This window comes from Nitrospira sp. Nam74 (genome assembly GCF_965152615.1).
Genome location: NZ_OZ224220.1, coordinates 2403548 through 2424538, shown reverse-complemented (window position 1 = coordinate 2424538; position 20991 = coordinate 2403548). Strand labels below are relative to the sequence as shown.

18 protein-coding genes and 2 pseudogenes are annotated in these 20991 nt (G+C 56.7%); 6 read left to right on the top strand and 14 right to left on the bottom strand.

Annotated features, from left to right (window positions below; all coding sequences use genetic code 11):
• Positions 1 to 7: 7 nt before the first annotated feature.
• The 9 genes and pseudogenes from ACWHYZ_RS11440 to ACWHYZ_RS11400 form a co-directional block, all read right to left on the bottom strand.
• Entirely contained in the window at positions 8 to 307 is a 300-nt protein-coding gene (locus tag ACWHYZ_RS11440) for an antibiotic biosynthesis monooxygenase family protein (RefSeq protein WP_447987374.1), read from the bottom strand.
• 132 nt (positions 308 to 439) lie between these two features.
• Positions 440 to 883, bottom strand: a complete 444-nt coding sequence (locus tag ACWHYZ_RS11435; RefSeq protein WP_447987373.1) for a hypothetical protein — start codon at positions 881 to 883, stop codon at positions 440 to 442.
• 784 nt (positions 884 to 1667) lie between these two features.
• Positions 1668 to 1793 carry a hypothetical protein gene (locus tag ACWHYZ_RS11430; protein ID WP_447987372.1) on the bottom strand — a complete coding sequence of 42 codons (126 nt, stop codon included), beginning with the start codon at positions 1791 to 1793 and terminating at the stop codon, positions 1668 to 1670.
• A gap of 527 nt (positions 1794 to 2320) precedes the next feature.
• The gene (locus tag ACWHYZ_RS11425) at positions 2321 to 2575 is read right to left on the bottom strand and encodes a DUF2945 domain-containing protein (protein WP_447987371.1); all 255 of its coding nucleotides are present in this window, start codon (positions 2573 to 2575) and stop codon (positions 2321 to 2323) included.
• 56 nt (positions 2576 to 2631) lie between these two features.
• Positions 2632 to 2874: a hypothetical protein gene (locus tag ACWHYZ_RS11420; protein ID WP_447987370.1), complete on the bottom strand. Its 243-nt coding sequence runs from the start codon at positions 2872 to 2874 to the stop codon at positions 2632 to 2634.
• A gap of 393 nt (positions 2875 to 3267) precedes the next feature.
• Positions 3268 to 3453, bottom strand: a complete 186-nt coding sequence (locus ACWHYZ_RS11415; protein WP_447987569.1) for a site-specific integrase — start codon at positions 3451 to 3453, stop codon at positions 3268 to 3270.
• A gap of 1853 nt (positions 3454 to 5306) precedes the next feature.
• Positions 5307 to 5912: a response regulator gene (locus tag ACWHYZ_RS11410; protein WP_447987369.1), complete on the bottom strand. Its 606-nt coding sequence runs from the start codon at positions 5910 to 5912 to the stop codon at positions 5307 to 5309.
• A 442-nt stretch (positions 5913 to 6354) separates the two neighbouring features.
• A pseudogene (locus tag ACWHYZ_RS11405) lies at positions 6355 to 6735 on the bottom strand (CAP domain-containing protein).
• A gap of 366 nt (positions 6736 to 7101) precedes the next feature.
• The gene (locus tag ACWHYZ_RS11400; RefSeq protein ID WP_447987368.1) at positions 7102 to 7524 is read right to left on the bottom strand and encodes a DUF3015 family protein; all 423 of its coding nucleotides are present in this window, start codon (positions 7522 to 7524) and stop codon (positions 7102 to 7104) included.
• 798 nt (positions 7525 to 8322) lie between these two features.
• Here ACWHYZ_RS11400 and ACWHYZ_RS11395 point away from each other — a divergent pair.
• Positions 8323 to 8586, top strand: coding sequence for a replication initiation factor domain-containing protein (locus ACWHYZ_RS11395; protein WP_447987367.1), 264 nt, complete (start codon positions 8323 to 8325; stop codon positions 8584 to 8586).
• Here ACWHYZ_RS11395 and ACWHYZ_RS11390 read toward each other — a convergent pair.
• From ACWHYZ_RS11390 to ACWHYZ_RS11380, 3 genes are all read right to left on the bottom strand, one after another.
• On the bottom strand, positions 8583 to 11198 hold the full coding sequence (locus ACWHYZ_RS11390; protein WP_447987366.1) for a PAS domain S-box protein: 2616 nt from the start codon (positions 11196 to 11198) through the stop codon (positions 8583 to 8585). The two genes, ACWHYZ_RS11395 and ACWHYZ_RS11390, sit on opposite strands and share 4 nt — an antisense overlap.
• Before the next feature lie 463 nt (positions 11199 to 11661).
• Complete coding sequence (locus ACWHYZ_RS11385; protein WP_447987365.1) at positions 11662 to 13230, bottom strand: FAD-dependent oxidoreductase; 1569 nt, start codon at positions 13228 to 13230, stop codon at positions 11662 to 11664.
• A 33-nt stretch (positions 13231 to 13263) separates the two neighbouring features.
• Positions 13264 to 14436, bottom strand: coding sequence for a polysaccharide pyruvyl transferase family protein (locus tag ACWHYZ_RS11380; protein WP_447987364.1), 1173 nt, complete (start codon positions 14434 to 14436; stop codon positions 13264 to 13266).
• Between the two features lie 647 nt (positions 14437 to 15083).
• Between ACWHYZ_RS11380 and ACWHYZ_RS11375 the strand changes: the two genes are divergently transcribed.
• Positions 15084 to 15560: a glycosyltransferase family 9 protein gene (locus tag ACWHYZ_RS11375; RefSeq protein ID WP_447987363.1), complete on the top strand. Its 477-nt coding sequence runs from the start codon at positions 15084 to 15086 to the stop codon at positions 15558 to 15560.
• Between the two features lie 50 nt (positions 15561 to 15610).
• On the opposite strand, the gene ACWHYZ_RS11370 is transcribed toward ACWHYZ_RS11375, so the two are convergent.
• Positions 15611 to 16066, bottom strand: coding sequence for a PfkB family carbohydrate kinase (locus ACWHYZ_RS11370; protein ID WP_447987362.1), 456 nt, complete (start codon positions 16064 to 16066; stop codon positions 15611 to 15613).
• A gap of 368 nt (positions 16067 to 16434) precedes the next feature.
• On the opposite strand from ACWHYZ_RS11370, the pseudogene ACWHYZ_RS11365 reads away from it, so the two are divergent.
• A pseudogene (locus ACWHYZ_RS11365) lies at positions 16435 to 16641 on the top strand (DnaA ATPase domain-containing protein); the annotation flags it as partial.
• On the opposite strand, the gene ACWHYZ_RS11360 reads toward ACWHYZ_RS11365, so the two are convergent.
• Positions 16565 to 16861: a methyltransferase domain-containing protein gene (locus tag ACWHYZ_RS11360; RefSeq protein WP_447987361.1), complete on the bottom strand. Its 297-nt coding sequence runs from the start codon at positions 16859 to 16861 to the stop codon at positions 16565 to 16567. The pseudogene ACWHYZ_RS11365 and the gene ACWHYZ_RS11360 sit on opposite strands and share 77 nt — an antisense overlap.
• 199 nt (positions 16862 to 17060) lie before the next feature.
• Between ACWHYZ_RS11360 and ACWHYZ_RS11355 the strand changes: the two genes are divergently transcribed.
• From ACWHYZ_RS11355 to ACWHYZ_RS11345, 3 genes are read left to right on the top strand one after another with little or no spacing between them, the layout of a single operon-like run.
• Positions 17061 to 18056: a glycosyltransferase family 9 protein gene (locus ACWHYZ_RS11355; RefSeq protein ID WP_447987360.1), complete on the top strand. Its 996-nt coding sequence runs from the start codon at positions 17061 to 17063 to the stop codon at positions 18054 to 18056.
• Positions 18053 to 19063 carry a glycosyltransferase gene (locus tag ACWHYZ_RS11350; RefSeq protein WP_447987359.1) on the top strand — a complete coding sequence of 337 codons (1011 nt, stop codon included), beginning with the start codon at positions 18053 to 18055 and terminating at the stop codon, positions 19061 to 19063. Before ACWHYZ_RS11355 ends, ACWHYZ_RS11350 begins: the two co-directional genes overlap by 4 nt.
• Before the next feature lie 14 nt (positions 19064 to 19077).
• Complete coding sequence (locus tag ACWHYZ_RS11345; RefSeq protein WP_447987358.1) at positions 19078 to 20991, top strand: glycosyltransferase; 1914 nt, start codon at positions 19078 to 19080, stop codon at positions 20989 to 20991.

Here is a 20991-nt window from a genome sequence, read left to right as displayed (position 1 = left end):
GGACGACTTAATACTTAAGAAAAGTGCTATAAAAACCAGGGGCCATCTCAATTCCTAATTGGGCCAACTCCGCCTGCATCGATGGGGCGCTACGATGATACGCCTCAGAATAAAGATCGCTTTCCCATTGCGCGACATTGATAAAGTTGAACTTCACGCCCGCATCGAGACTCCGGTACAGCATGCCGGTCACGAATCCCGGCCCTTTGATCAGGGTCTCTCTCCCCTTCTCCCACCACTGGAAAAATCGCTCTTCCTTCCCCTCCGGCACGGAAAACAGATTGATGAGCACAACCGGCTCATTCACAGCGCGACCTCCTTTTCAGTCCGGTTTCACATGAGACGCCGCACCCCGCCCCGAACTTTGGCCAAGGGGCCCTGGAGAAATCCTCTGATCTCCATGGTCTGCTCTCGACCATCATCGGTCCGGATGATTACGTTATGCTGCCGCGAGCAATTTCACCATGGTACCCCGAAGCTGACGGTAGCCCCCTTTCGGCGGAGACGCACACCAGCCCTGCGCCGCGGCCTGCAGCGTTTCCGCGGCCCCAAAAACGGCGTCCATAACTTGACCCGTCTCATCGATTATGAAGACTGCAGGTTGGCCGATCGGAACCGCTGCGAGTTTGCTGCGAATGAGCGGCCGTACGCGATAGGCTCGCTCGTGCTGGTCTTCCGTTGTAATGACGGCCCATTCCTGCCCCACCATCAGGGCTTGAGCGAGTTGACCACGAATAATCTGATGCCATCCCATGTCATCGATGCGGTGATACCCCAACACCATATTCTGCTCATTCACGACAATCTGGAGGCGGTCGCCTTTGTGGAGAGGCCAGATCCCCTTTTCTTTCACCGGCATGGACGACAAATAGCGCGGCTCCACATCGCCCGTATTGACTTTAATCTCATTGGATCTCTAGACGCGCGGCCTGAAGCCAATTATGCATTCCACGTTTTTAAGAAATGGCCGCACCTTTTCTATGAAAATGCCAAGAGGTCATGATTATGGAAAAAACACCACGGGGCCTCACATCAAAAGGTCAAGTGTGGCAGAGCACCATCTGTCCCATCGCCAATGACCCCATGCAAAAGGAGCCCCCTGACAAGGATTCCTACCCATCGGCACTGACGCAACGGGGTAGAGCTAAGTGAAGCACCAGGCATGATGACCATACTTCTTGGCAACATAGAATGACATCGACCGTCTCGACAACCAGACACGGCAGCAGATGATTGTCGGTTTTAGCAGTGGATATCCAGATGGTTCTGGTGATGCGTGGAAAGGGGGCCGCCGGTTGGCGACAGCCCATTATTGTTATCGTCAATCCCCGTTCCTTGGCCCTCGCTCGTCGTCGGCCATCTACCTAGAGCGACACTTCCCCCGACCTCAATCATTTCGGTTTTACAAGATCAAGTCACGGTCGATCCTTGTCCGGTTCAGTGCCTGACGTGCTTGTTCTGTAGCGTTTCGCATTCCAGCTCGCTAAACAATCAGTTCGCAGGGTTGCAAAAAGACTTTTAAGGGCACCTCCTCACGCCCTTGGGGGGCCTTTGAACCAGCCGGACATGCAGCTCCCTCATCGCGTTCACCAATGGAGTCATGTGCTCCTCGTCCAAGGCAACGAGAAATAACTTGCCGCGATCGGTCCATACGCCTTTCCCATACATCATCCCGGTTTGGCCGATCCCCCCACATCAGACATGACGGTGTATCCCTTGACGCCGAGGGTGTTCAACAACAGGCGAACCTGCTCCTCGATTCTCGCGCCACACATTATGGTGAGCATCTGCATAATTGGTCTCCTCTGATCTGGCGAAGTCGATTAGCCTACCGTAAGTCTGGCGGCCAGACATAGAGTGTTGAGTCTAACGATAGGTTAAAAACTCCATCTCGGAAGGTGTCTCCAACCATGCGTAGGCAACGATCGGCCAGAAACACAGCCGATTGGCCTATACCGTCGGCGGCCCGCTCGCTCTACAGGGGCGGCCGGTCGCCACAATATTTTGATTCACCACGCCGGTCGGCTCCATTAGCCCGGACACCCTATAGCCGCAAACCCTCGTCGATGATCTGAAAGCAGCCTGGCGGCATCACGCGCGGCCGTCATGGCCACAGGCACGCTACTAAACTTACAGAACGAGAAAAAGCCAGGGCGGGCCAACGTCTGGTCAGCCAGCGGGGCATCGAGGAGGACGCTCGTCCCAAAATTCGGATACGGGGGCCGGCGCAATCTGCTGGGCGAGGCGCACGTCACCATTGGCATGTTTCAAAACGTGCCGGACCTCGATCACATTCGCTTCCTCCAACACACCACCCGCTTTATTTTCCCTTCGGGTGCGCGGCCCGTCCCGGGGATGTGCCGCTGCTGATCTTAGTAAGCGCCGCGCCCTTGTGCATGGCAATATGGTCCGTCTTGTCGCTCTTGATCTCGTACTGCGGATCATCCTTGCTGGCGTGGCGCTTATGACCCTTGTATTCGCAATCTGTTGTGTGGACCTTGATGATCGTGCCGCTCACGTGTCCAGCCTCAGAATTCCAGCAAACGTGATCGCCGACGTTGAATTGCTCCGTCATAATGGATAACCTCCCACATCCGATGGTGCTAATGCATCGACTTTTGGACAGCTTCATCATACCTGCGTGGCCATTGTCTTCTCGAACTCCCTTTCCACTTGAAGCCTCTCAAGATCTCGATAGACGGCTACTATCAGTTTCTTGCCGCCGTGGCGATACGTGATCGTACAGTCTCGTGTGTCAGCGTCCAGCCGGCCGTCGAGCTCGGCAGTGTTCCAGCGCTCGGCGTGCCCCACATACGGCAGGTATGACGCGTCGAACAGCGTTCGGGTCTGTGAGCCCAGACAAGTAAGTATCAAGGCTTAAAGGCAAGCCACCTGGCTGGGCTACCGCTCCCCTGCTGATCCCCGGTAAACCACCTGTGACATACCTGTTCAGGAGTTTGAATGGAGGTCGTGATGGCGACCACCTGTGTTCGGCAGATGCCAACGGGCACGATGTTAGAATTTTAGAAAGAGGCAGGACCACATTAGACAGTCAGCGTCGCCGTCACATTTCATCTATGTCTGAACGGAGATCAAGGGGTGCCCTGCTTGGCAAAAATCCTACTGTGGGCAGGTAACGTTTATATTATTCTATTAAATAGCGATATCTTATAAGTCATACATTAAGTAAAAGTTTTACTTCATGCCGCGCTTACTTCGGCACCTCATAGACCCTATAGCTAAAATGATCAGAAGTTTAGAATGGCTTCAATGTTCGATGGACAACGAAGCCACATATCCTCGAATCGCATAGTCGTCCACCTTTCTAGCATCTAGGGTTGTCGCGCGGGTTCTTAAGAACGCTTCAAACTGGTCAAGGTCCGCGTGATAGGCAGGGATGGTTCCAGTAGATGCCGGCCTCTCCACTTCGAGAAATTGAAGAAAGGCCTGGATCGATTCACGAACGGATTCTATGCAGTCTGCGCTCGCACGAGATGGACCGGGTCAGGGCGCCTAATTACTCAGTCTTGTGATGGCAAATCCACGTCAGCATTCAATTGGTTTCAAGGTTAGCTCTAGACAATACTTGCGATGGATGCGCTACCAAGACATGGCGACCGACAGCCCCAAGGAAAGACATTCGTCTATCCATCCAGCCGAACAAAGCTAAGAGACTACACGCGGCTACCACGAGCCGCAACACGCCAACGGCCGTAGAAGGTGAGTTGCCCGGTAAGTCAGCCACATTCGCTTCGAACTTCCCCACCACATTGCGCCGAATTGATTTGGCTGAGTTCGACTTACTTGCCAACCACGGGTATCGGGTCGCTACACAAGTTGAGCAAGTTTATGGGTTATGCGGCACCGGAAAGTAGACGAGACTTGTAACAGTCCCTTCGGCCGTCCTTCCCGACAGAATTGATGGAGAGGTTTGTGTTCTTCAAGCGATCTGGCAAGAAGAGGGTGTGTGTTATTCGCAATGCAACTTCGCATTGCGCCTCGTCGCGGCTTCGATTTCCGTTCAGGAATGACATAGATGATGCGACAAGCTAGTTAGGCGTTACTAAATGGATTCTATGGGTATTGCGCGGCACTACACACGGAAGGACATGAACTACTTCGCTTCCGGCGGTGACGATAATTTCATCCCTTATAATCCAAACAACTTCGCTTGCGCGTCGGCCTCGCCCTCACGGCTCTTAGTAATGAGGGCGCATCGGAGCTCTCGTTCTTCCATCTCATCCAAAGGTATGAAGTCGAGGTGGCTACGGTGTCTGGCATGGTGCAGCCAGTGTTACTGAGAGATGAATTCAGGCACTTAATGTTGAACCATTTTTCGCATTAATGACCTGCGTTAATACGTGACGAGGAATAAATGGATCACGCATCCGTATTGTATAATCGCGTTGTAGTGTCTGGCCTAAGTAAACTTTTTTTGCTCGACTCAGGCGGTCCACCGCTGAAAACACTTGCGCCCATGATAGGCCGACTAAAGCGCGAACCAGCCTCTCCAACGTCGTGGGGCCATGAGTCTGTAGAAAGTCCATTACGATTCGTTCTGCCTGTGCGGCGTCATCCCGTTGAACTTGCATGGATAGGGTGTCCTCCCCTTCAAAGCAACCATGGATTGCAGCGGGAAAAGTCTACCAGAGGATAGCCTTTTGCCAATAGGACCAAGGTCCTAATACCGTTGTGGATGTTGAACCGTAACGGGACGCTTGGGGTGGCGGCTCCACCAAACCAAAAGTTGACGATAAGCGGTGGCGATGTACACTCATCTCCACACTCAATACCCACTTTGGAGGTGCCGTATGTCAGCCTGTTGCGTATATGGTTGCATGGCTTCGGCGGGAATTAGCCAAGACAAGACGACCGGCGCGTTCTATTGTGCCAAGCACTATGCGAAACAGACGAATAAAGTCTCCTCTAATACCCCATCCACCATAAAGCGGAAGTAATTGACCCTGTAAAACCCGCCCAGCCGTTCCCGGCCTCACCGCTGGCATGCTTTTGAGTCACCTGGCAGATCTTTCAGGGTGTGTGGGTACCTCTATCTCTCTTTCTCGCTTAGAACGAGGATGAAGAATGCAGCTACACACACCCTGAGATTTTTGCCAGGTTGACTGGCACAGAAGCTCGGACAGCCCGGATCACCTTGGAATAGGTGTTTCACACACCATGAACTCAGCTACGCTTGCTGAGGTAATCTCCAAAAGAAAGGGGGTGTCCTTGCGGGGCGAGCATTCAGGCGTGGTCGCAAGCGATGCGCTTCAAGATATTTGCGCGGCTCTCTTGTTGCATCACGATCAGGCGTTGTTGCGCCACGTCCAGTGTCGAGCTTGTGCCATGTTGGTATGTTCGCAGAGCCGCTCGAGGGAGGTCTCTAAAGCTGCGACGCTCTGGGCATTGAGTTGCCGCGATACGGAGACTATCTCTTGAATGCACGTATGCTGGTTAGGCCGTTGCTGACTGTCCACGATCAGCCGCTTTAAATTGTCTACCCGCTTGCTGAGACGTTCGGTCAGTAACCGTCGTATCCGCACCTCTCTCCCCAGATCATAGATCTTTAAGGCCAGCGTGAGAGCCGTCACAAATTCTCCACGGTTAAAGGGCTTTGGCAGCACGTCGTGGGCTCCTCTGTCGACCGCTTTTGATGCAAGGGTTCGATCCAGATGGCCGCTAAGCACAATGACCGGCACATTGGGACGGAGTGCCTTTGCCTGCTCCAAGACCGCAAAGCCTTCCAGCTCTTTCATTTTGAGGTCGGTCATGACGGTGGCTACTTCGTTCTTTTCGAAATGAGCCAGCGCAAGGCGAGAGGATTCAAAGGCACGGACATGGACCTCCGGCAAATGTAACTCCATTAGGCCCGTTACGGCAGTAAGCAGTGCCGGGTCATCGTCTACGACCATAATAGCTTGATGTGACATGCAGAGGTAAGGCTAAAGCTGTCTGTCGATGAGGTCAATGCGATGAACATCTTAGTGTGTTGGGGTAGAGCCAAGAATGCGCGTTACGATGCCTGCATTTAAGTGCATCCTGGCAGCACACGGACAATACAACGCGGGACATTGTCGGCGAGGACGCAGACGTCGATCCCGGCAACGGTAAGACAGCCGTACATTAGGCTACGGGCCGTGCTGTGGAGGCAGAGAGCAACTGTACATCAGGGGTGGACCTGTATCATGGAGTCCCTATTGCACTGAAGGACGGGCCATGCATAGCGAAGGTACAAGTGGCTGCTACCTTTGTCGGGCCGGCTCGACGCTAAAGAGGCGTACTCAAATTGCCTCATCGGCATCGAAGTGGTGACGGCGAACCGCCATCGTACTCTCAGCGGCTGCAACGTCCTCTTCATCGGTCCGAGAAGCGGGCGCCCAGATCCAGCACCCAATACGGCCGGCCCTGCGAGTCACGGGCATGGCCGACGCCACCTTCTTTAACTTCTGGATGGAGCAGGTTGACTCGATGCGCAGCGCTCTGAACCCAACCCTCGACGACGGCAGCAGCTGTCTCCTGCCCTTCCGCAACGTTCTCTGCAATGAGACGTGGCCGGTCATAAGTGAATGCTTACAGGCGAGCTGCCACGTCGCGGTGCCGGCTGTCCGTGTGGTCTAGTATGCGGCGCCGCGCCATATCGTCTGCCATCCATCGCGCGCCCCTTTCAAGCCGTTCGTTCCGCGATACGGGGATCAGGCCTCGGGCAGACCGTTCTGTGTTTAGTAGGTTCAGCAAGCCTTCAGTGGTATCTGTCCTGGGACTGTCCGAACGGTTGAGCCGTTGGCCGTCACCAATGCTGAGGACAGTTGGTAAGATAAGATCTGCAGCGATGACTATGGCGAATAGGGGTGCCAGACTACCTTTGATGGGTATCGTCCTCGCGGCAAGAGTCGTTTACGGCTTACCGTCGTTCCGGCCCCACACCCCGCACCTATGGAGTCCCCCCGCTCTGCGTCTTCCCTATCTAATGGCTTCTCTCCTCCTTAGCACATCCTCATCTGACTGCCTTACCATCGCGCGTAGCGGATCGTGACGGACGGATCCTCGCCCGGCGATCTTCCTCTGGGCGCGCCCGAGCGCGCCCACATCGCACCACGCTGACTATTTCGTGGCCGTTGCCGTCACAATCCCATGCGATGAGAGAGAACGATCGAGACCCGCTAACAGATTCACGATCATGGTCCGGTCATGTTGCGCGAGTTCGGTATATTGACCTTGCGCTACTGCAAAAAAGGCTGCACGCTGATCCTCCCGAACACCGAGTAGCGAGCCGAGAGAATAGAGGTATTCCCCGCCGCCAAAGGCCATATCGTGCATGAGACCGTCATAGTTGAGTGCGGTGAAGGCAGTGACATGCTCCCCCTGGCGAACGACCCCATCGTTAGTAAACCAGGATCGACCCGACGTGCTGACGGTCGTATTCTGCGTTGTCTCAACGATTGATTCAGTAGTACCAGTGAACGTGCAGGCGGCAAGCATCCATGCTGCGATAGCAATTGTTCCCAAGGAAAGCCGTTTGTGCATGGGAAACCTCCTTGGCCGATCGACGTCAATTTCACCGTACCAATCACCTCGCCCGCCTGTATATCGGCTGTCTGCCTACACATTTTGTCTAATCGGCCACAGCAATCGATTTTGGATTTACTGATGTCGATCTCCCCGGCCCGCGTTAACGGCGGTCTTGCAGAGTATCGGTCACTGAACCGCTGAACTTGGCCGGGTGCGGACACTACTTGGCCTATCGCATCGGGACGAGTTCCGATGCCAACGCGAGAGCGATCAGCGCGAGAACGGAGGAGCCTTGGTTGACAATGAAACCGGGCGCCAGCCAGACGCTTCGTCAGTGGTATAACGATAGGCTAACTTTTAAGACATAACGACGGCCAGTTGAACAGGAGAAGCCGCCGGGAAGTGAGGCGATGACCTCATTTCTCGGCGGCTTTTTTTATTTTCACGCAGGAGTCTAGGCACATGGAAGAACTCGCGGCTCTCAGGAAGCGGCTCACGCACTTAACGTAAGCGTGTCACATGCGCGAGGCATGATTCGCCGTGGAGAAGTTGCAACATGAATACCAGGCCTCCGCAACTGGGCGGAAGTTGCAAGTATGGAGTCAGCCGGTTGTCCTTTTACGATGACTCTAGACTGGCTCACTTTCAGCATCCGGCGTGTTCCGTAGAAGAGACTTCCTATCGGGTTGGTGGAGATTGGCGGCCATGTCCAGGCGGGCGCCACGCAAACCTCTTGAGGTCAGCATAGACCTTTCCTGAGGAATTGTATCTGCTTGGCCGTTGGACAAGGTGCAGGCCATCCTGGATTGGATCGTGAGCAAAAAAGGACATCTCACTCGGATTGATTGCGCTCTCGATTATCGGGAGGTGTTCGTACCTCTGGAGAGAATCCTGGAAGCCATCGATGCCGGGCAGCATGTGACACGGGCGAGGGAGATTGAATCTATGAATCGCCGTGCAAGTTCCCCGGGCTCCTTGCAAGGCGCAACCTTATACTTCGGCAGTACGGTCAGTGACGGCTCAAGCAGCACCAATCCAGAGGGCACCTCACAATGGCAAACAGAGGCGTTGGTTTAATTATCCGAGTAACAGGTGGCAGCTGCGATTGCCTGGCAGAGTTGGTCAGCCGCTGCATCTTTCCTGACGAAAGCTACCGCTCCGGCGGCTCGCATTTCCTGCTCAATTGTGCCGGAGTTGTGAAAGGAGAGCCCAATGACTCTTGTCATGGGCAGCACCTGTGTGATCTGACGCGTTGCCTCAATTCCATCCATCTTTGGCATATTGATGTCCATGATGATTACCTCGGGCTTCAATGTGCGGGCGAGGATAACGGCTTCCTCACCGTCACTTGCCTCGCCGACGATCTGCACCTCGACTTCAGCCTCGAGGAGGCTGCGCAACCCTTGCCGCATTAAGGTATGGTCATCGACCAGCACCACCCGCACGGGACCGGCACGAGGGCGTTGAGGGACGGAGGCTGTCCGAGTCGGTGTGGGGCAAGCTTGGGCAACCGCCGGAGCACTCCACGCTGATGCAGCCGGCAGGACCAGCGTGGCGCGGGTGCCCTTGCCCGGCGCCGATTGCAACTCGAAGCGGCCCCCCAGCGCCTCCATCCGCTCACGAATGCTGAACAACCCGAAGTGGATCGGCCTCTGTGTGCCTTCCCCGCTCACCGCTGTCTCGAAGCCACACCCGGCATCATGCACCGTCAGGCGTACGGCGCCGTCAGAAGTTGTTCCTAAAGAAATGGTGGCGCGGGATGTCTGGGCATGTTTGACGACGTTCATGACGAGTTCGCGTACCAATTGAAACAGCAGCACGGCCTGCGGTTCTGGTAGCGGTAGACTCTCTGGCCCGAGCTGCACCTCGACCTGCAACTCATGTCGCTGCATCTGCTCAGCGAGCCACTTCAGTGCCACGGGCAGCCCGAATTCCTTGAGTACTGGGGGACTGAGCTCTGCCATCAGGGTCCGGGTGTACGTGAGGGACTGATTCACGAATTCATCCACCTCCTTCAGGAGCCCCACGCTCCTAGCCTCACTCAGTCCCTGACGAGCCTGGCCCAACTTGAGTCTGCTCAGGACCAGTAGTTGCGCCAGATAATCGTGCAGCTCGGTGGCCAGGCGGCGGCGTTCCCGTTGCTCGGCAAGACTCAGGTCGGCAGCCAGCGCCCGCAACTGATCCTGCTTCACGAGCAGTTGAGCAGTCCGCTCCTTCACCTGCGCCTCGAGCGTCTCATTGATCCGCCACAGCGCCTCCTCGGCCCGCTTGCGCTCCGTGATATCGACGGCGGTGCCGGTAAACCGCACCGCGCGCCGTACCCCGTCTACCTCATCGAAGAAGGCCCGGCCCATCGCGCGCACCCACCGCTCTCGACCGCCGTCTTGCAGCCCGATGGTGCGATACTCGATGTCGTAGGTCCCCAGTCCCTCCGGGTCGAACGCCTGTTGCACCGTCTTCTCCACGCGTGCCCGGTCCTCGGGATGCAACCCGGCCAGAAAGGTCTCAAAGGGCACTTCGGCCTCTGCATGCAGGCCGAACAGCTCCTTACACCGTGCATCCCACACGTTCTCGCCGGAGAGCACGTTCAGATTCCATGTGCCGATATCGCCAGACGCCAATGCCAGACGCAGCCGCTCCTCGCTCTCGCGCAGCGCCTGTTCTGTCCGTGTTCGCTCTTCCAACTCCTTCCTGAGTTCACTATGAAGCCGGGCATTCTCCAACGCGATGGAAGCACGTCGCCCGATTTCTTCCGCAAAGTCCACGTCCGCTCTCGTGAACTTCCTTGCGGACCATCGTGAGACCACTAACGAGATGGTGCCAATGACTCGGCCCCGGATTTGGAGCGGCACGATAATGGACCCTGTCTTTTCCATCTGGCGTAGGAGAACGGCATGGCGGTGGTCCCGCGCTCGTGCCTCAACCCAGTCCGGCTGGACATCGAGATCGAAATCGGTGTGCCCTGTGCGGACCCCGTCGAGGATGGGATGAGGACGGCTAAGCTCTGACGCATAGTGTTGCAGAAGCTCTTCGGCAATGTGCTGTTTCTCCAGCTTGCTTACTGTGATGGCGACTCGTTGACACTGCGTCTCCTCGTTAAGGACATCAATCAGACACCAGTCAGCATGCCCCGGGAACATCAACTCTGCGATCCGCCTGAGCGTCTGATCGAAATCCAGCGACTCCGATAAGGCTCGGCTAACTTCGGCCAAATCCCGCCCACGCTGCTCGGCGCTTTTGCGCTCCGTGATGTCCTGGAACACCCCGACTGTCGCAACTGGCGATCCTTGGGTGTCACGGATCATCGCAGCATTGATATGCACCCAGACGATGCGGCCGTCCTTACGGAGGTACCGCTTCTCCGTCGAATACTCAGCGATTTCCCCCCTTGCCAACTGCTGCATGCCCTGCATGTCCGCGGCACGATGCTCCGGATGCGTAATATCCGCGAAGCTCTTTCCAAGCAACTCTTCTGCATTGTATCCGGTGATCTCACAGAATTTCCGATTGACCCTCAAAAACCGACCGGTCCAGGGCGCAACTTGGGCTTTCCCGACGCTCGCCAGTTCGAACATCGCCCGGTACTCTTCCTCGCGCTCGCGCAGGGCGTGCTCCATCTGCTTGCGTTTGGTGATATCGCGCAGACTCCTCGTAAACAGGCGCCGACGTGGAAAGTGCCTTTCCCTCACCGCCACCTCACAGGAGATCCAGCCCCGGCGAAACACTCCAGGAAGACCCCGTGCTGTACAGAGCCATTGCCGCCGAGCGGAACCTTTTCACCATCTTCGCCCTTGTCCATGGTGGCCTTTATACAGAAGCCCCTGTTGTGAATGCAACACGCGGTCGCGCTACAATTTTCCCAAGACTTGCCCAAGTGAGGCCCAGTAATTTAAGTCATTGCATCACCGACGAATGTCCCCATCGCTATCATTGCCATCAACTTTGGGAAACAGACTTCGTGCGGTATGAGACCTTTAGATCAGTGGCTCAGCGAGGAATGCAGGCGATCGGGACGGAAGTTCACGAACTGGACCAATTTATGCGATCTGAATCCAGATCAAGTTTGGCGACGCGCTCGAAAGTGGTATTGCTTGGTAGGAGAATACCGGACAGGCGGCTGCTCGGGAGGGCTCATCAGCGAAGACTTTGTTCCTACAGGGGGGACAGTGATGGCCAACTGAGCTCGACGCCCTGTTGCCGGAGCAGCGCTTGAAACGCTTCGAGAAGCGTGTCGCGATTTCGCACAGCCCGTGGCAGAACGTCGCGATCGAGGCAAAACGCTGCCAAGGCACCCGCCGCCTCGCCGACGTTCCACTCAACGGGATGCAGCCTAAATGCTCCGTTCGTGATGTGCGTTACCCCGAGATTCTTCCCGCCAGGCAAGACATTCTCAACACGAACCGGAATCAACGCCCCGAGGGGAATCTGAAATGGCCAGCAACCCAGGTCAAGGTACCCGGCACCGCTCACGCGAGGATGAAGATCGATACGATAACATCCGACACCGACCGAGTCGGCGAAGATCTCCGGTCCATCTGGGCGCAATGGATGCGCAATGTGTTGCTCGACAACGGTGAATTCAGCTCGGATGCGGCGGGATTCTCGGATGTACGGCGCCGGCGCTAGTCCGTCGACCGTTCTTCCCACGACATCACCGCGGAGCCGCAATCCCCTGTAGCCGGCCCCACCATCGGGACGCGGCGCCTCCGTCTGAAGCCAGTACAGAAAACTGAGACTGAGCTCTCGGGCTGCTGCCAAATTCCGTGCCCGTTCCGCCTCATCGACACCGCAGACGGGTCCGAACCAGTAGTCGTTCTGAGGCCAATTGACGACGGTGATATCACTGACCGCAAAGCCCTTCTCGAAATTGTTCCGGTCAAGGATCCGGCGATAGGTCCACCAGGGCCGGCCGTCGTCGCTTTCGAACAGCAACCGAGTGATCGGCTCCTGCGTCTCGGGCTGCACCGTCGTCCAGTCGAGCAAGCGACCCGGCCAGCCTGCGGGACGGTAGTCCCGCCAGAGATCGTACTGCCTCGGTCGGTCGATCGTATGGTCTTCATCGGCGAGATATTCCATCGCGAAGCAGACCGTGATCGCCTGCTGGTCTCTTGGATCGGCCTCTTGGGAGGCATGAGGTTCTCCCGTCTCGGCCTGGGATTCTGCCCCCAGCACATGCTCGACCCCGGCGAGCGCTAGCAGCTCGCCCTGCGGGGTTGCATCAATGAAGAAGGGTGCCTCGATGAGCGTATCCCGACCCGTTTCAAGTCCCTTGACGACGACCCCGGTCACGCGATCACGATGCGTCCACGCCGCGATGGGCCTATGAGAATGCAGGACGAACAGTCTTCCATTGAGCTGGTGCGGAGCGAGCATTTGATGAAGCACCGCCACCGCAATCCGCGGGTCATGGCACAGCCGGCTGACCCATCCATTGCCGGGGTTGAGCGCCTTGAGGCCACGTGCAGCCGACGCTAACGGGAGATGAGCGCGATAATAGGCTCGGATTCCGTCCCGAAGCGCCCGGTAACTCGCGGTCGCACCGAACTCCTCAATCCCTGGGTGCTCGTCCGGGGGAACCGCCTGATTCGTGAGCTGACCTCCCAGCCAATGTGTTTCTTCGGTCAGGATGACGCGCCGTCCTCCTCTCGCCGCGGCCAGAGCGGCGGCACAGGCGCCGAGACCGCCCCCGATGATGGCGACATCCGTGCGAAGCACATTCATGTACATCCCCTTAGCGTCGTTTGCACACGATCATCACCGAGGATTTGGAGGTTCGCTGGACCTCGGCGTCACAGGTTGCCGCTGCTCACTGTGGGTAAGAAGGAGTTGTACGGCGATCTCATTGTTCTCCCGGGCCCGCGCCTGTAACACCGGAAGCGCTTGCGCAATCCTATCCCGCATCGCACCGCGCTCATCCCAAGCGCGGTCGATCAGTGCAATCAACTGTCCCGCGTTGAGCCTGTCCAGTTGAGCCGGGTTCACTCCGAACTCTTCCACGAACCCCGTCACTTTGGGCGCATAGGGCAGCGGCACGAACGGGACGCGCTGCAGGGCGGCGAAAATGAGGAAGTGCAATCGCATCCCGACTACGAACTCGAAATGACCGACAAGAGACAAGAGCTGGCCTACGCTGTATTCCCCGCGCAACACAGACGCATGGTGGACCCCTCGCATCCGCGCCAGCACGGCGTGCGAGTGCTGCAAGTCATGTTTGCGGCGCTCCATCGGAATGAAGACCACATCCGCATCCAAACGATCGACGATGTAGTCTGCGGCGTTGGCCAGCAGCGAGTGGTAATCCATCTCGGCCAAGTCGGGGGCCGCGGGTCCGGGCTCGCGCACCGACATCCCTACCAGACGACGCCGACCTCTCAAGCCCTCGCTCTCGAGGAGATACGACGGCAGCGGTTCCGGCTCAATGAGCAGAGCCGGATCGGCCGTCACCTTGATCTCGCGGCGGACCCCGGAGTACTGAAGCAAATCCTTCGCGCGCCAGTCTCGCACGGTGGCCGCGTCAGCCATCTCCACGCACCGGGTGACCTGCGCTTGTGTCTGCGAATCGACCAGCGGACCGGCGCTGACTCCGTAAATCATCACCGGGATACCGAGTTCGTGAGCCAGTTCCACCTCGCGCAGGAAGATCCTCGCCTCTCCGTCGAAGAGAATGCCGCCTCCGCCGAGGATGAAGAGATTCAGCGGTTTTAATGCCGGGAGAATCTCTTCACGCAAGAACTCCCGCACGGCCACCGCATGCTCGACTTGGTGACGGCGCAAGGTATCGGCGGGATCACGGGTAAACACGGTAATTTCAACCGAAACTGACCGCCGCAATTCGCCGATGATCCCCTGAAGGATGGCCTCGTCGCCCATGTTCCATCCACCATAGGACCCTGAGATCCCCACACGGAACACGCTCCGTACGGCCATCTCTGCGACCTCCCGGTTCGGCCTTTCTTTCTTTGATCACATCATCCTTTGATCGCACACGGATACCTTTCTGCCAGGTGTGCGAGACGGGCTACCAGCTCAATATGCTTCTAGACGGCCGGCACAAATCCAAATCTAGCACTCCCGGAGAGTGTCTACCATGAGACCTGAGCTTACAAAGGTAGTCGCTATGAAAAATACGATTTCATGTCGCTCTTCGTTTGGGACGTTGTGAAGCAGGGGGATTTTCATTTTGGCCTGGGCTCCCTGCCGCGCATGCCGGGGAAGATGTGCTGGCTCAGCTCCACGTCATGGCGCGGTACGGAGGCTGCGGGCTTATTCCATCGGGGGCCTATCATCAGCAACTTCCGACAACTGTAGAAGACCGGCGAGTCGACGCCCCACAATTTCTCGCTCACACATTCCATGCGCAGAGGCCCTTGAACCCTTCGACGGAAAGCCCCGGTAGGGCCTTGTAAGTCTTGCGGCCCATGATCTTGTACACGAGGAAGTTAGCGCGGCATAGAAAAGCGAACGCGTCTTGTCTCAGGCAACGCAATGGCGGTGCGGCGGGGCCGAGGTCAGGGTCGCGTCGCGGCTGTGCGCGGTTCCAGTATTTAACATTATTTAAATAGATAGCGGCGGCTATGAAGGTATCCGACGTTCACAAGATCGCCGTCCTTCGTGCTAATGGACTTGGCGATATGGTGTTTGCTCTTCCCGCGTTGGAAGCTCTGCGGCTTGCCTATCCAGAACCGGAACTAATTTGGATGGGACTTCCGCTGCATCACGAGTTCTTTTCAAGTCGGCCAGGCCCGGTGGACCGGGTGATTATCGTGCCGCCGTCACATGGCGTTCGAGACGAACCCGAGCGGCAGGACGAGGGGATTTTGCAAGAGTTCTTCGAGACGATGGCAGCGGAAAAGTTGGATGTCGCCGTGCAGATGCACGGAGGGGGGCGCTTTTCGAACCCCTTTCTCAAGCGCTTGGGGGCACGGATCACGGTTGGACTGCGTAGCTCGGATGCGATACCACTCGATCGATGTGTGCCGTACATTCATTTTCAACATGAAGTCCTTCGGTATTTGGAAGTCGCCGCGCTCCTCGATGCTCCTTGCGCTTAATCACCAGGGGTGTGAGAACGCCATATCCGTAATCCGAAACAATCACGACATCAAAGCATGGGGCCAAATCGATCACTCGTCGAATTAAACTGCTGTTCCTCGGCCTCATCGGGTGGTTTTTCCAGCCCTTCGTCGCAGCGAATCATCATATGGCCACTTGACATGATACGATGCTTGACCAACGTCCCTCCGATCCGCCGTCTCAGAACCCTATCGGTCACCACTCCATGCTGTTGGAGCAGCCGGCACAAATGGTCCCCCTCGCGGTCGTCTCCCATCAACGACACCAGGGTCACCTCGCTGCCGAGGCTTGCAGCATTGGCCGCGGCATTGGCCGCCCCGTCCGGGGCATAGAGGCGGCGGCTCACGGCGATAATCGGGACTGGCGCTTCGCGACACAAGCCCTTGGTGTCGCCCTCTACGTAGCCATCGAGGATCGCGTCCCCGATCACGAGTGTTTTTAAGCCCGAGCATGCCGTAACAACCCGAGCGACGTCTGTGTTCATCCGTGCCTCATCAAATCGCACACATTAACGGTGCTCTCGGCTTCGGAACCATCGGGACGAAGCTTCTTTCTCTGTCTGATGCAGAAGCGTTGCTTATCGGACGCATGAGTACAAGGAGTAACAGCGATCCCAGCATGGCAATCAACAGGTCGACGCATTGCTCCCTTCGTGCTCTCCGAATGGGTGAACTTTCGAGTTCATCAGTCCCCTTCCCCATGTCGCGAAGGCGGACAGGGGTGAGAAGGGACACAGCATCGGTTGAAGACTGAAGAAGCACTTGAAGGTCTGGACGTGACAAAACCGGATATGTGTCAGGTCGGCCAGCGCACTGCAACACCAGATGCACATCCCTCATCAGTGGCATCAAGCAGGAGGTGTTTTTCCATACGTTCAACTCGCTGTATGAAGCGCAAAAGCAAATTGTGCTATCCAGCGATCGGTTCCCAAAAGAAATGCCGGATATGGAAGAACGCTTACGCTCGCGTTTCGAGTGGAGTTTCATTGCCGATCTTCAATCGCCCGATGTAGAGACGCGCATCGCGAACCTTCGCGAACGTGCTCGAAAACATGGACTGCGAAGATATGATCGACGGTGTCGTCGGCAAACGGAAGTGTGTACTTCAGATTGGCAATGACATTGACGGCCGGTGAACGATGCCGGTCAACGCCGACCGCCACGCTGCATTGTGGCCGTCCTTCGAAACACTCCGTCAAGGAACAGGTAGCAGAACACGCGGGCACCTCTTCTTCGGCCCCTCGTTGCCTTCCAACTTTGATTTCGGGATCTACTCTCATTCGGCGTTTTCGATAACTCGGAAGGGCCCTTAAATGCAGGCGCGTAATAAGAGGTCCTGCCTGACTTTTACGTCAGAAGTGGACAGTGTCGATGTGCGTTCACCGATATGTTGTGCCATGAGAAGTGAGCTAAGAAGTAGGTGTCGAGCAGGTCACAAGACCAAGGCCAACAAAAGATGTAAGGAAATGGGCGTTCATTATGCAGATCGCCATTCTAAGAGCACTCCAACTGGGCGACCTGCTCTGTGCCGTCCCGGCATGGCGGGCACTTCGTGCCTCGTTTCCATCTGCACACATCGCGTTCGTCGGTCTGCCATGGGCCCGCCAATTTGCTACACGATTTGCCCACTATCTGAACGAGTTCATTGAATTCCCCGGGTATCCCGGGCTTCCCGAACGCGAGTATACCTCTAAGTCGGTCCCGCAATTCCTCGTGAATATGCAAAGGCGCGACTTCGACCTGGCGCTCCAGATGCACGGCAACGGGCATTATGCCAATGCACTCACCGCACTATGGGGTGCGCGAATGATGGCAGGATTCTATGTTCCGGGAGAATTTTGCCCGGACGCTCATTCTTTTATTCCTTATCCCGATTCCATTCCGGAGATACATCGACATCTGAGATTAATGGAGTCAATCGGCGTCCGATCTTTAGGCGAGGACATGGAGTGGCCGGTCACTCCAGCCGACGAAAGCGCTCTTGAGACCCTCGACGCGGCTCGCTCTTTGAAGCGCCGTAATTATGTCTGCGTCCATCCCGGGGGCCGCGGCTCTTCACGCCGCTGGGATCCCGAATATTTTGCGGGCATTGCCGATGTCATGACGGGACGCGGTTTCCAAGTCGTCATCACCGGTACGAACGAGGAATCGGGTTTGGCAGCGGCTATGATAGGCGCCATGCGCACGACAGCCGTTAACATGGTCGGACAGACAGATCTGGGGATGCTGGGCGTGCTCCTTCGCGATGCACAGTTATTGATCGCGAATGACACCGGCGTATCACATGTCGCGGCGGCGTTGCGATTGCCGAGTGTCATTATCTGTACGGGATCGGATCCTGTACGGTGGGGTCCGCTAGACCGGCAGCGTCATCGCATGGTGATGGGGGCTAATGCGAGCATTGGCACGGTAGTACGGGAAATCGATGACGTCTTAAGGGCAGACTTGCTCCAGACCGAGGTGCCCGCCTCATGAATCGTTCCCGACAAAGACTTCGCATTCTCACCTGGCACGTCCATGGCAATTATCTGTACTACCTGGCGCAAACTCCGCATGAGTTCTATCTTCCGGTGGGCCGAGCCGAACATGGCTATGGTGGACGGGCCCCTGGTTTTCCATGGCCCGATAATGTCCATGAGGTCTCAGCGGACCAGGTGCGCGACCTTGAAATTGACTGCATCGTATTCCAGTCCGCGCAGCATTATCTGAAGTCTCAGTATGAGCTGCTGTCCGATCGACAACGGGAGGCCGCACAGATTTACTTAGAACACGACCCGCCGCAGCAACACCCGACGAACACCCGGCATATCGTCAACGATCCGGACGCCATCTTGGTCCATGTGACGCATTTCAATGACCTGATGTGGGATAGCGGTCATACGCCTACTCGCGTCGTCGAGCACGGCGTACTCATGCCTGAAGGGGTTAAGTATAGTGGCGTCTTAAACAAGGGCTTGGTGGTTGTCAACGCGATTCAACGGCGGGGCCGGCGGCTGGGATGGGACGTGTTCGAGCGCGTTCGGAATGCGGTGCCCGTCGACTTGATCGGCATGGAATCGGAGGAAAGCGGAGGACTCGGCGAGATTGGGCATGATGAACTTCCCGGCTTCATGTGCCGCTATCGCTTCATCTTCAATCCCATCCGTTACACGAGCCTTGGCCTTGCAGTTTGTGAGGCCATGACCCTCGGCATTCCTATCATAGGACTCGCGACTACCGAAATGGTGACGGCCGTGACAAACGGTGTCAATGGGTACGTGGACACGAATGTGGACGTTCTGATCGACCGAATGCGCTACTTGTTGGCGAATCCCGGCCATGCCCGACGCCTCAGTGAATCGGCACGATCGATGGCGGCGGCACGTTTCGGAATGACCCGCTTTACGAAAGACTGGGACCTGGTATTAACGGACGCAGTTCAGCAAGCAGCCGCACGACGCGTAGACGGGCGGATCGCACACGAGACGGGCGTCAGGACTTAGCCCGGAGACACGACATGGCCAAACAAATCGCACTGATTAGCGAACATGCCTCTCCACTCAGCATTCTAGGCGGAGTCGATTGCGGCGGCCAGAACCTCTACGTAGGGCAAGTTGCCAAGCTGCTGGCAGGAATGGGGTACGATGTCGACGTCTTTACGCGACGCGACAGTGCGGTCCTTCCCGAAACGGTCGAATGGTTGAACGGCGTACGCATCGTGCATGTGCCGGCAGGCCCGCCGACGTTTGTTCGAAAAGAAGAGTTGCTTCCGTACATGCACGACTTTACCGAGTATGTCCTGAAATTCTGCCGTTGTCAGCGGAAAGCCTACGATCTTATCCACGCCAATTTCTGGATGTCCGGCTTGGTCGCCGCAGACATCAAGCGGATGCTCGGCACGCCGTTCGTCATCACGTTTCACGCGCTGGGTCGGGTCAGACGTCAGCATCAACGCCAGGCCGATCATTTTCCGGATGTCAGGTTTGATATTGAAGATCGCATTGTCGCCGAAGCGGATCATATTGTCGCAGAAGCGCCACAAGACGAAGAAGACCTCATACAACTGTACAATGCTGACCCGGCCAAGATTACGATCATCCCATGCGGGTTCGATCCGACGGAACTATGGCCGATCAGCAAGCCGCTCGCACGTATTTCCCTCGGTCTTCCCCTGGACAGCCGCGTCCTTCTTCATGTCGGCCGCATGGTGCCACGAAAGGGTATCGACACCGTGATCCGAGGGTTTGCGTGTCTGCAACACGACTATCATATTACGGCACAGCTGTTGATCGTCGGGGGCGAATCCGATGACCCCAACCCGAGTACGACGCCGGAGATTGCGCGGCTCCAAGGTATTGCACGAGACGAAGGCATTGAGCAGCATGTCATGTTTTGTGGTCGTCGCGGTCGCGACACATTGAAGTATTACTATAGCGCCGCCGACCTTTTTGTCACGACACCCTGGTACGAGCCCTTCGGAATCACGCCTGTGGAGGCGATGGCCTGCGGCACACCCGTTATCGGGTCGAATGTCGGCGGCATCAAGTTTACAGTGCGCGACAGCGAAACGGGGTATCTCGTGCCGCCGAATAATGCGAAAGCGCTGGCAGACAAAATTGCACATCTCTACACGCATCCCAAGCTTTTGACGCTCTTCAGTCGACAAGCTGTCCAGCGCGCCAACGATTTATTTACGTGGCAGAAAGTGACCAAAGCATTGTCCGCTATATATGAGAATGTCCTGGTGGAGAACCAACCTGGTCGTGGCAAAGAAGCCGATCAACTGGCGTGCATCGATCAGGGATTCGATACAGCCGTCGACGCGCTCCAAGAATCACGCCGGCGTCTTCGGACGCAGATATCTGGGGCGGCTCACTTGCTCACCTCATGTTTTGCGAGGGGCGGAAAGGTGCTGATTTGCGGCGAGGGGCCAAGTGCTGCCGCTGCAGAATATCTGGCCGCGTCGTTTGTGACCCGATTCCAATGGGCCGATCGGCCCGGACTCCCCGCACTATCACTCAACGCAGCAGCGTCCTCTCTTCGTGATTCGACGGAGGGCACGTTTGCACGCCAGATCGAAATGTTTGGCCAACCGGAAGACATGATGGTCGGCATCAGCACACAGGGCGTCTCACGGGCTCTGATCCAAGCCTTCAAATCGGCTCATCAACGGGGTTTGCACTCAATTGCCCTGATCGGCGGATATGCCAACGAAACCAGCCGATTGGCTGACGCGATGCTCGCCGTTCCTTCGTCCAACCGGCACTCAGTGGAAGAAGTGCACCTCGTATTGATGCACCTGATATGTAGCCTCGTCGACGAGCGCCTTGCCGCCGGAGACCCACAGATGAACGCCGGCGGCACCGTTCGCACCATGTGGGAGTTACCGGGACGCCGGCGAGTGACAGCCGGCCGCGCAGCACGCAAGTAG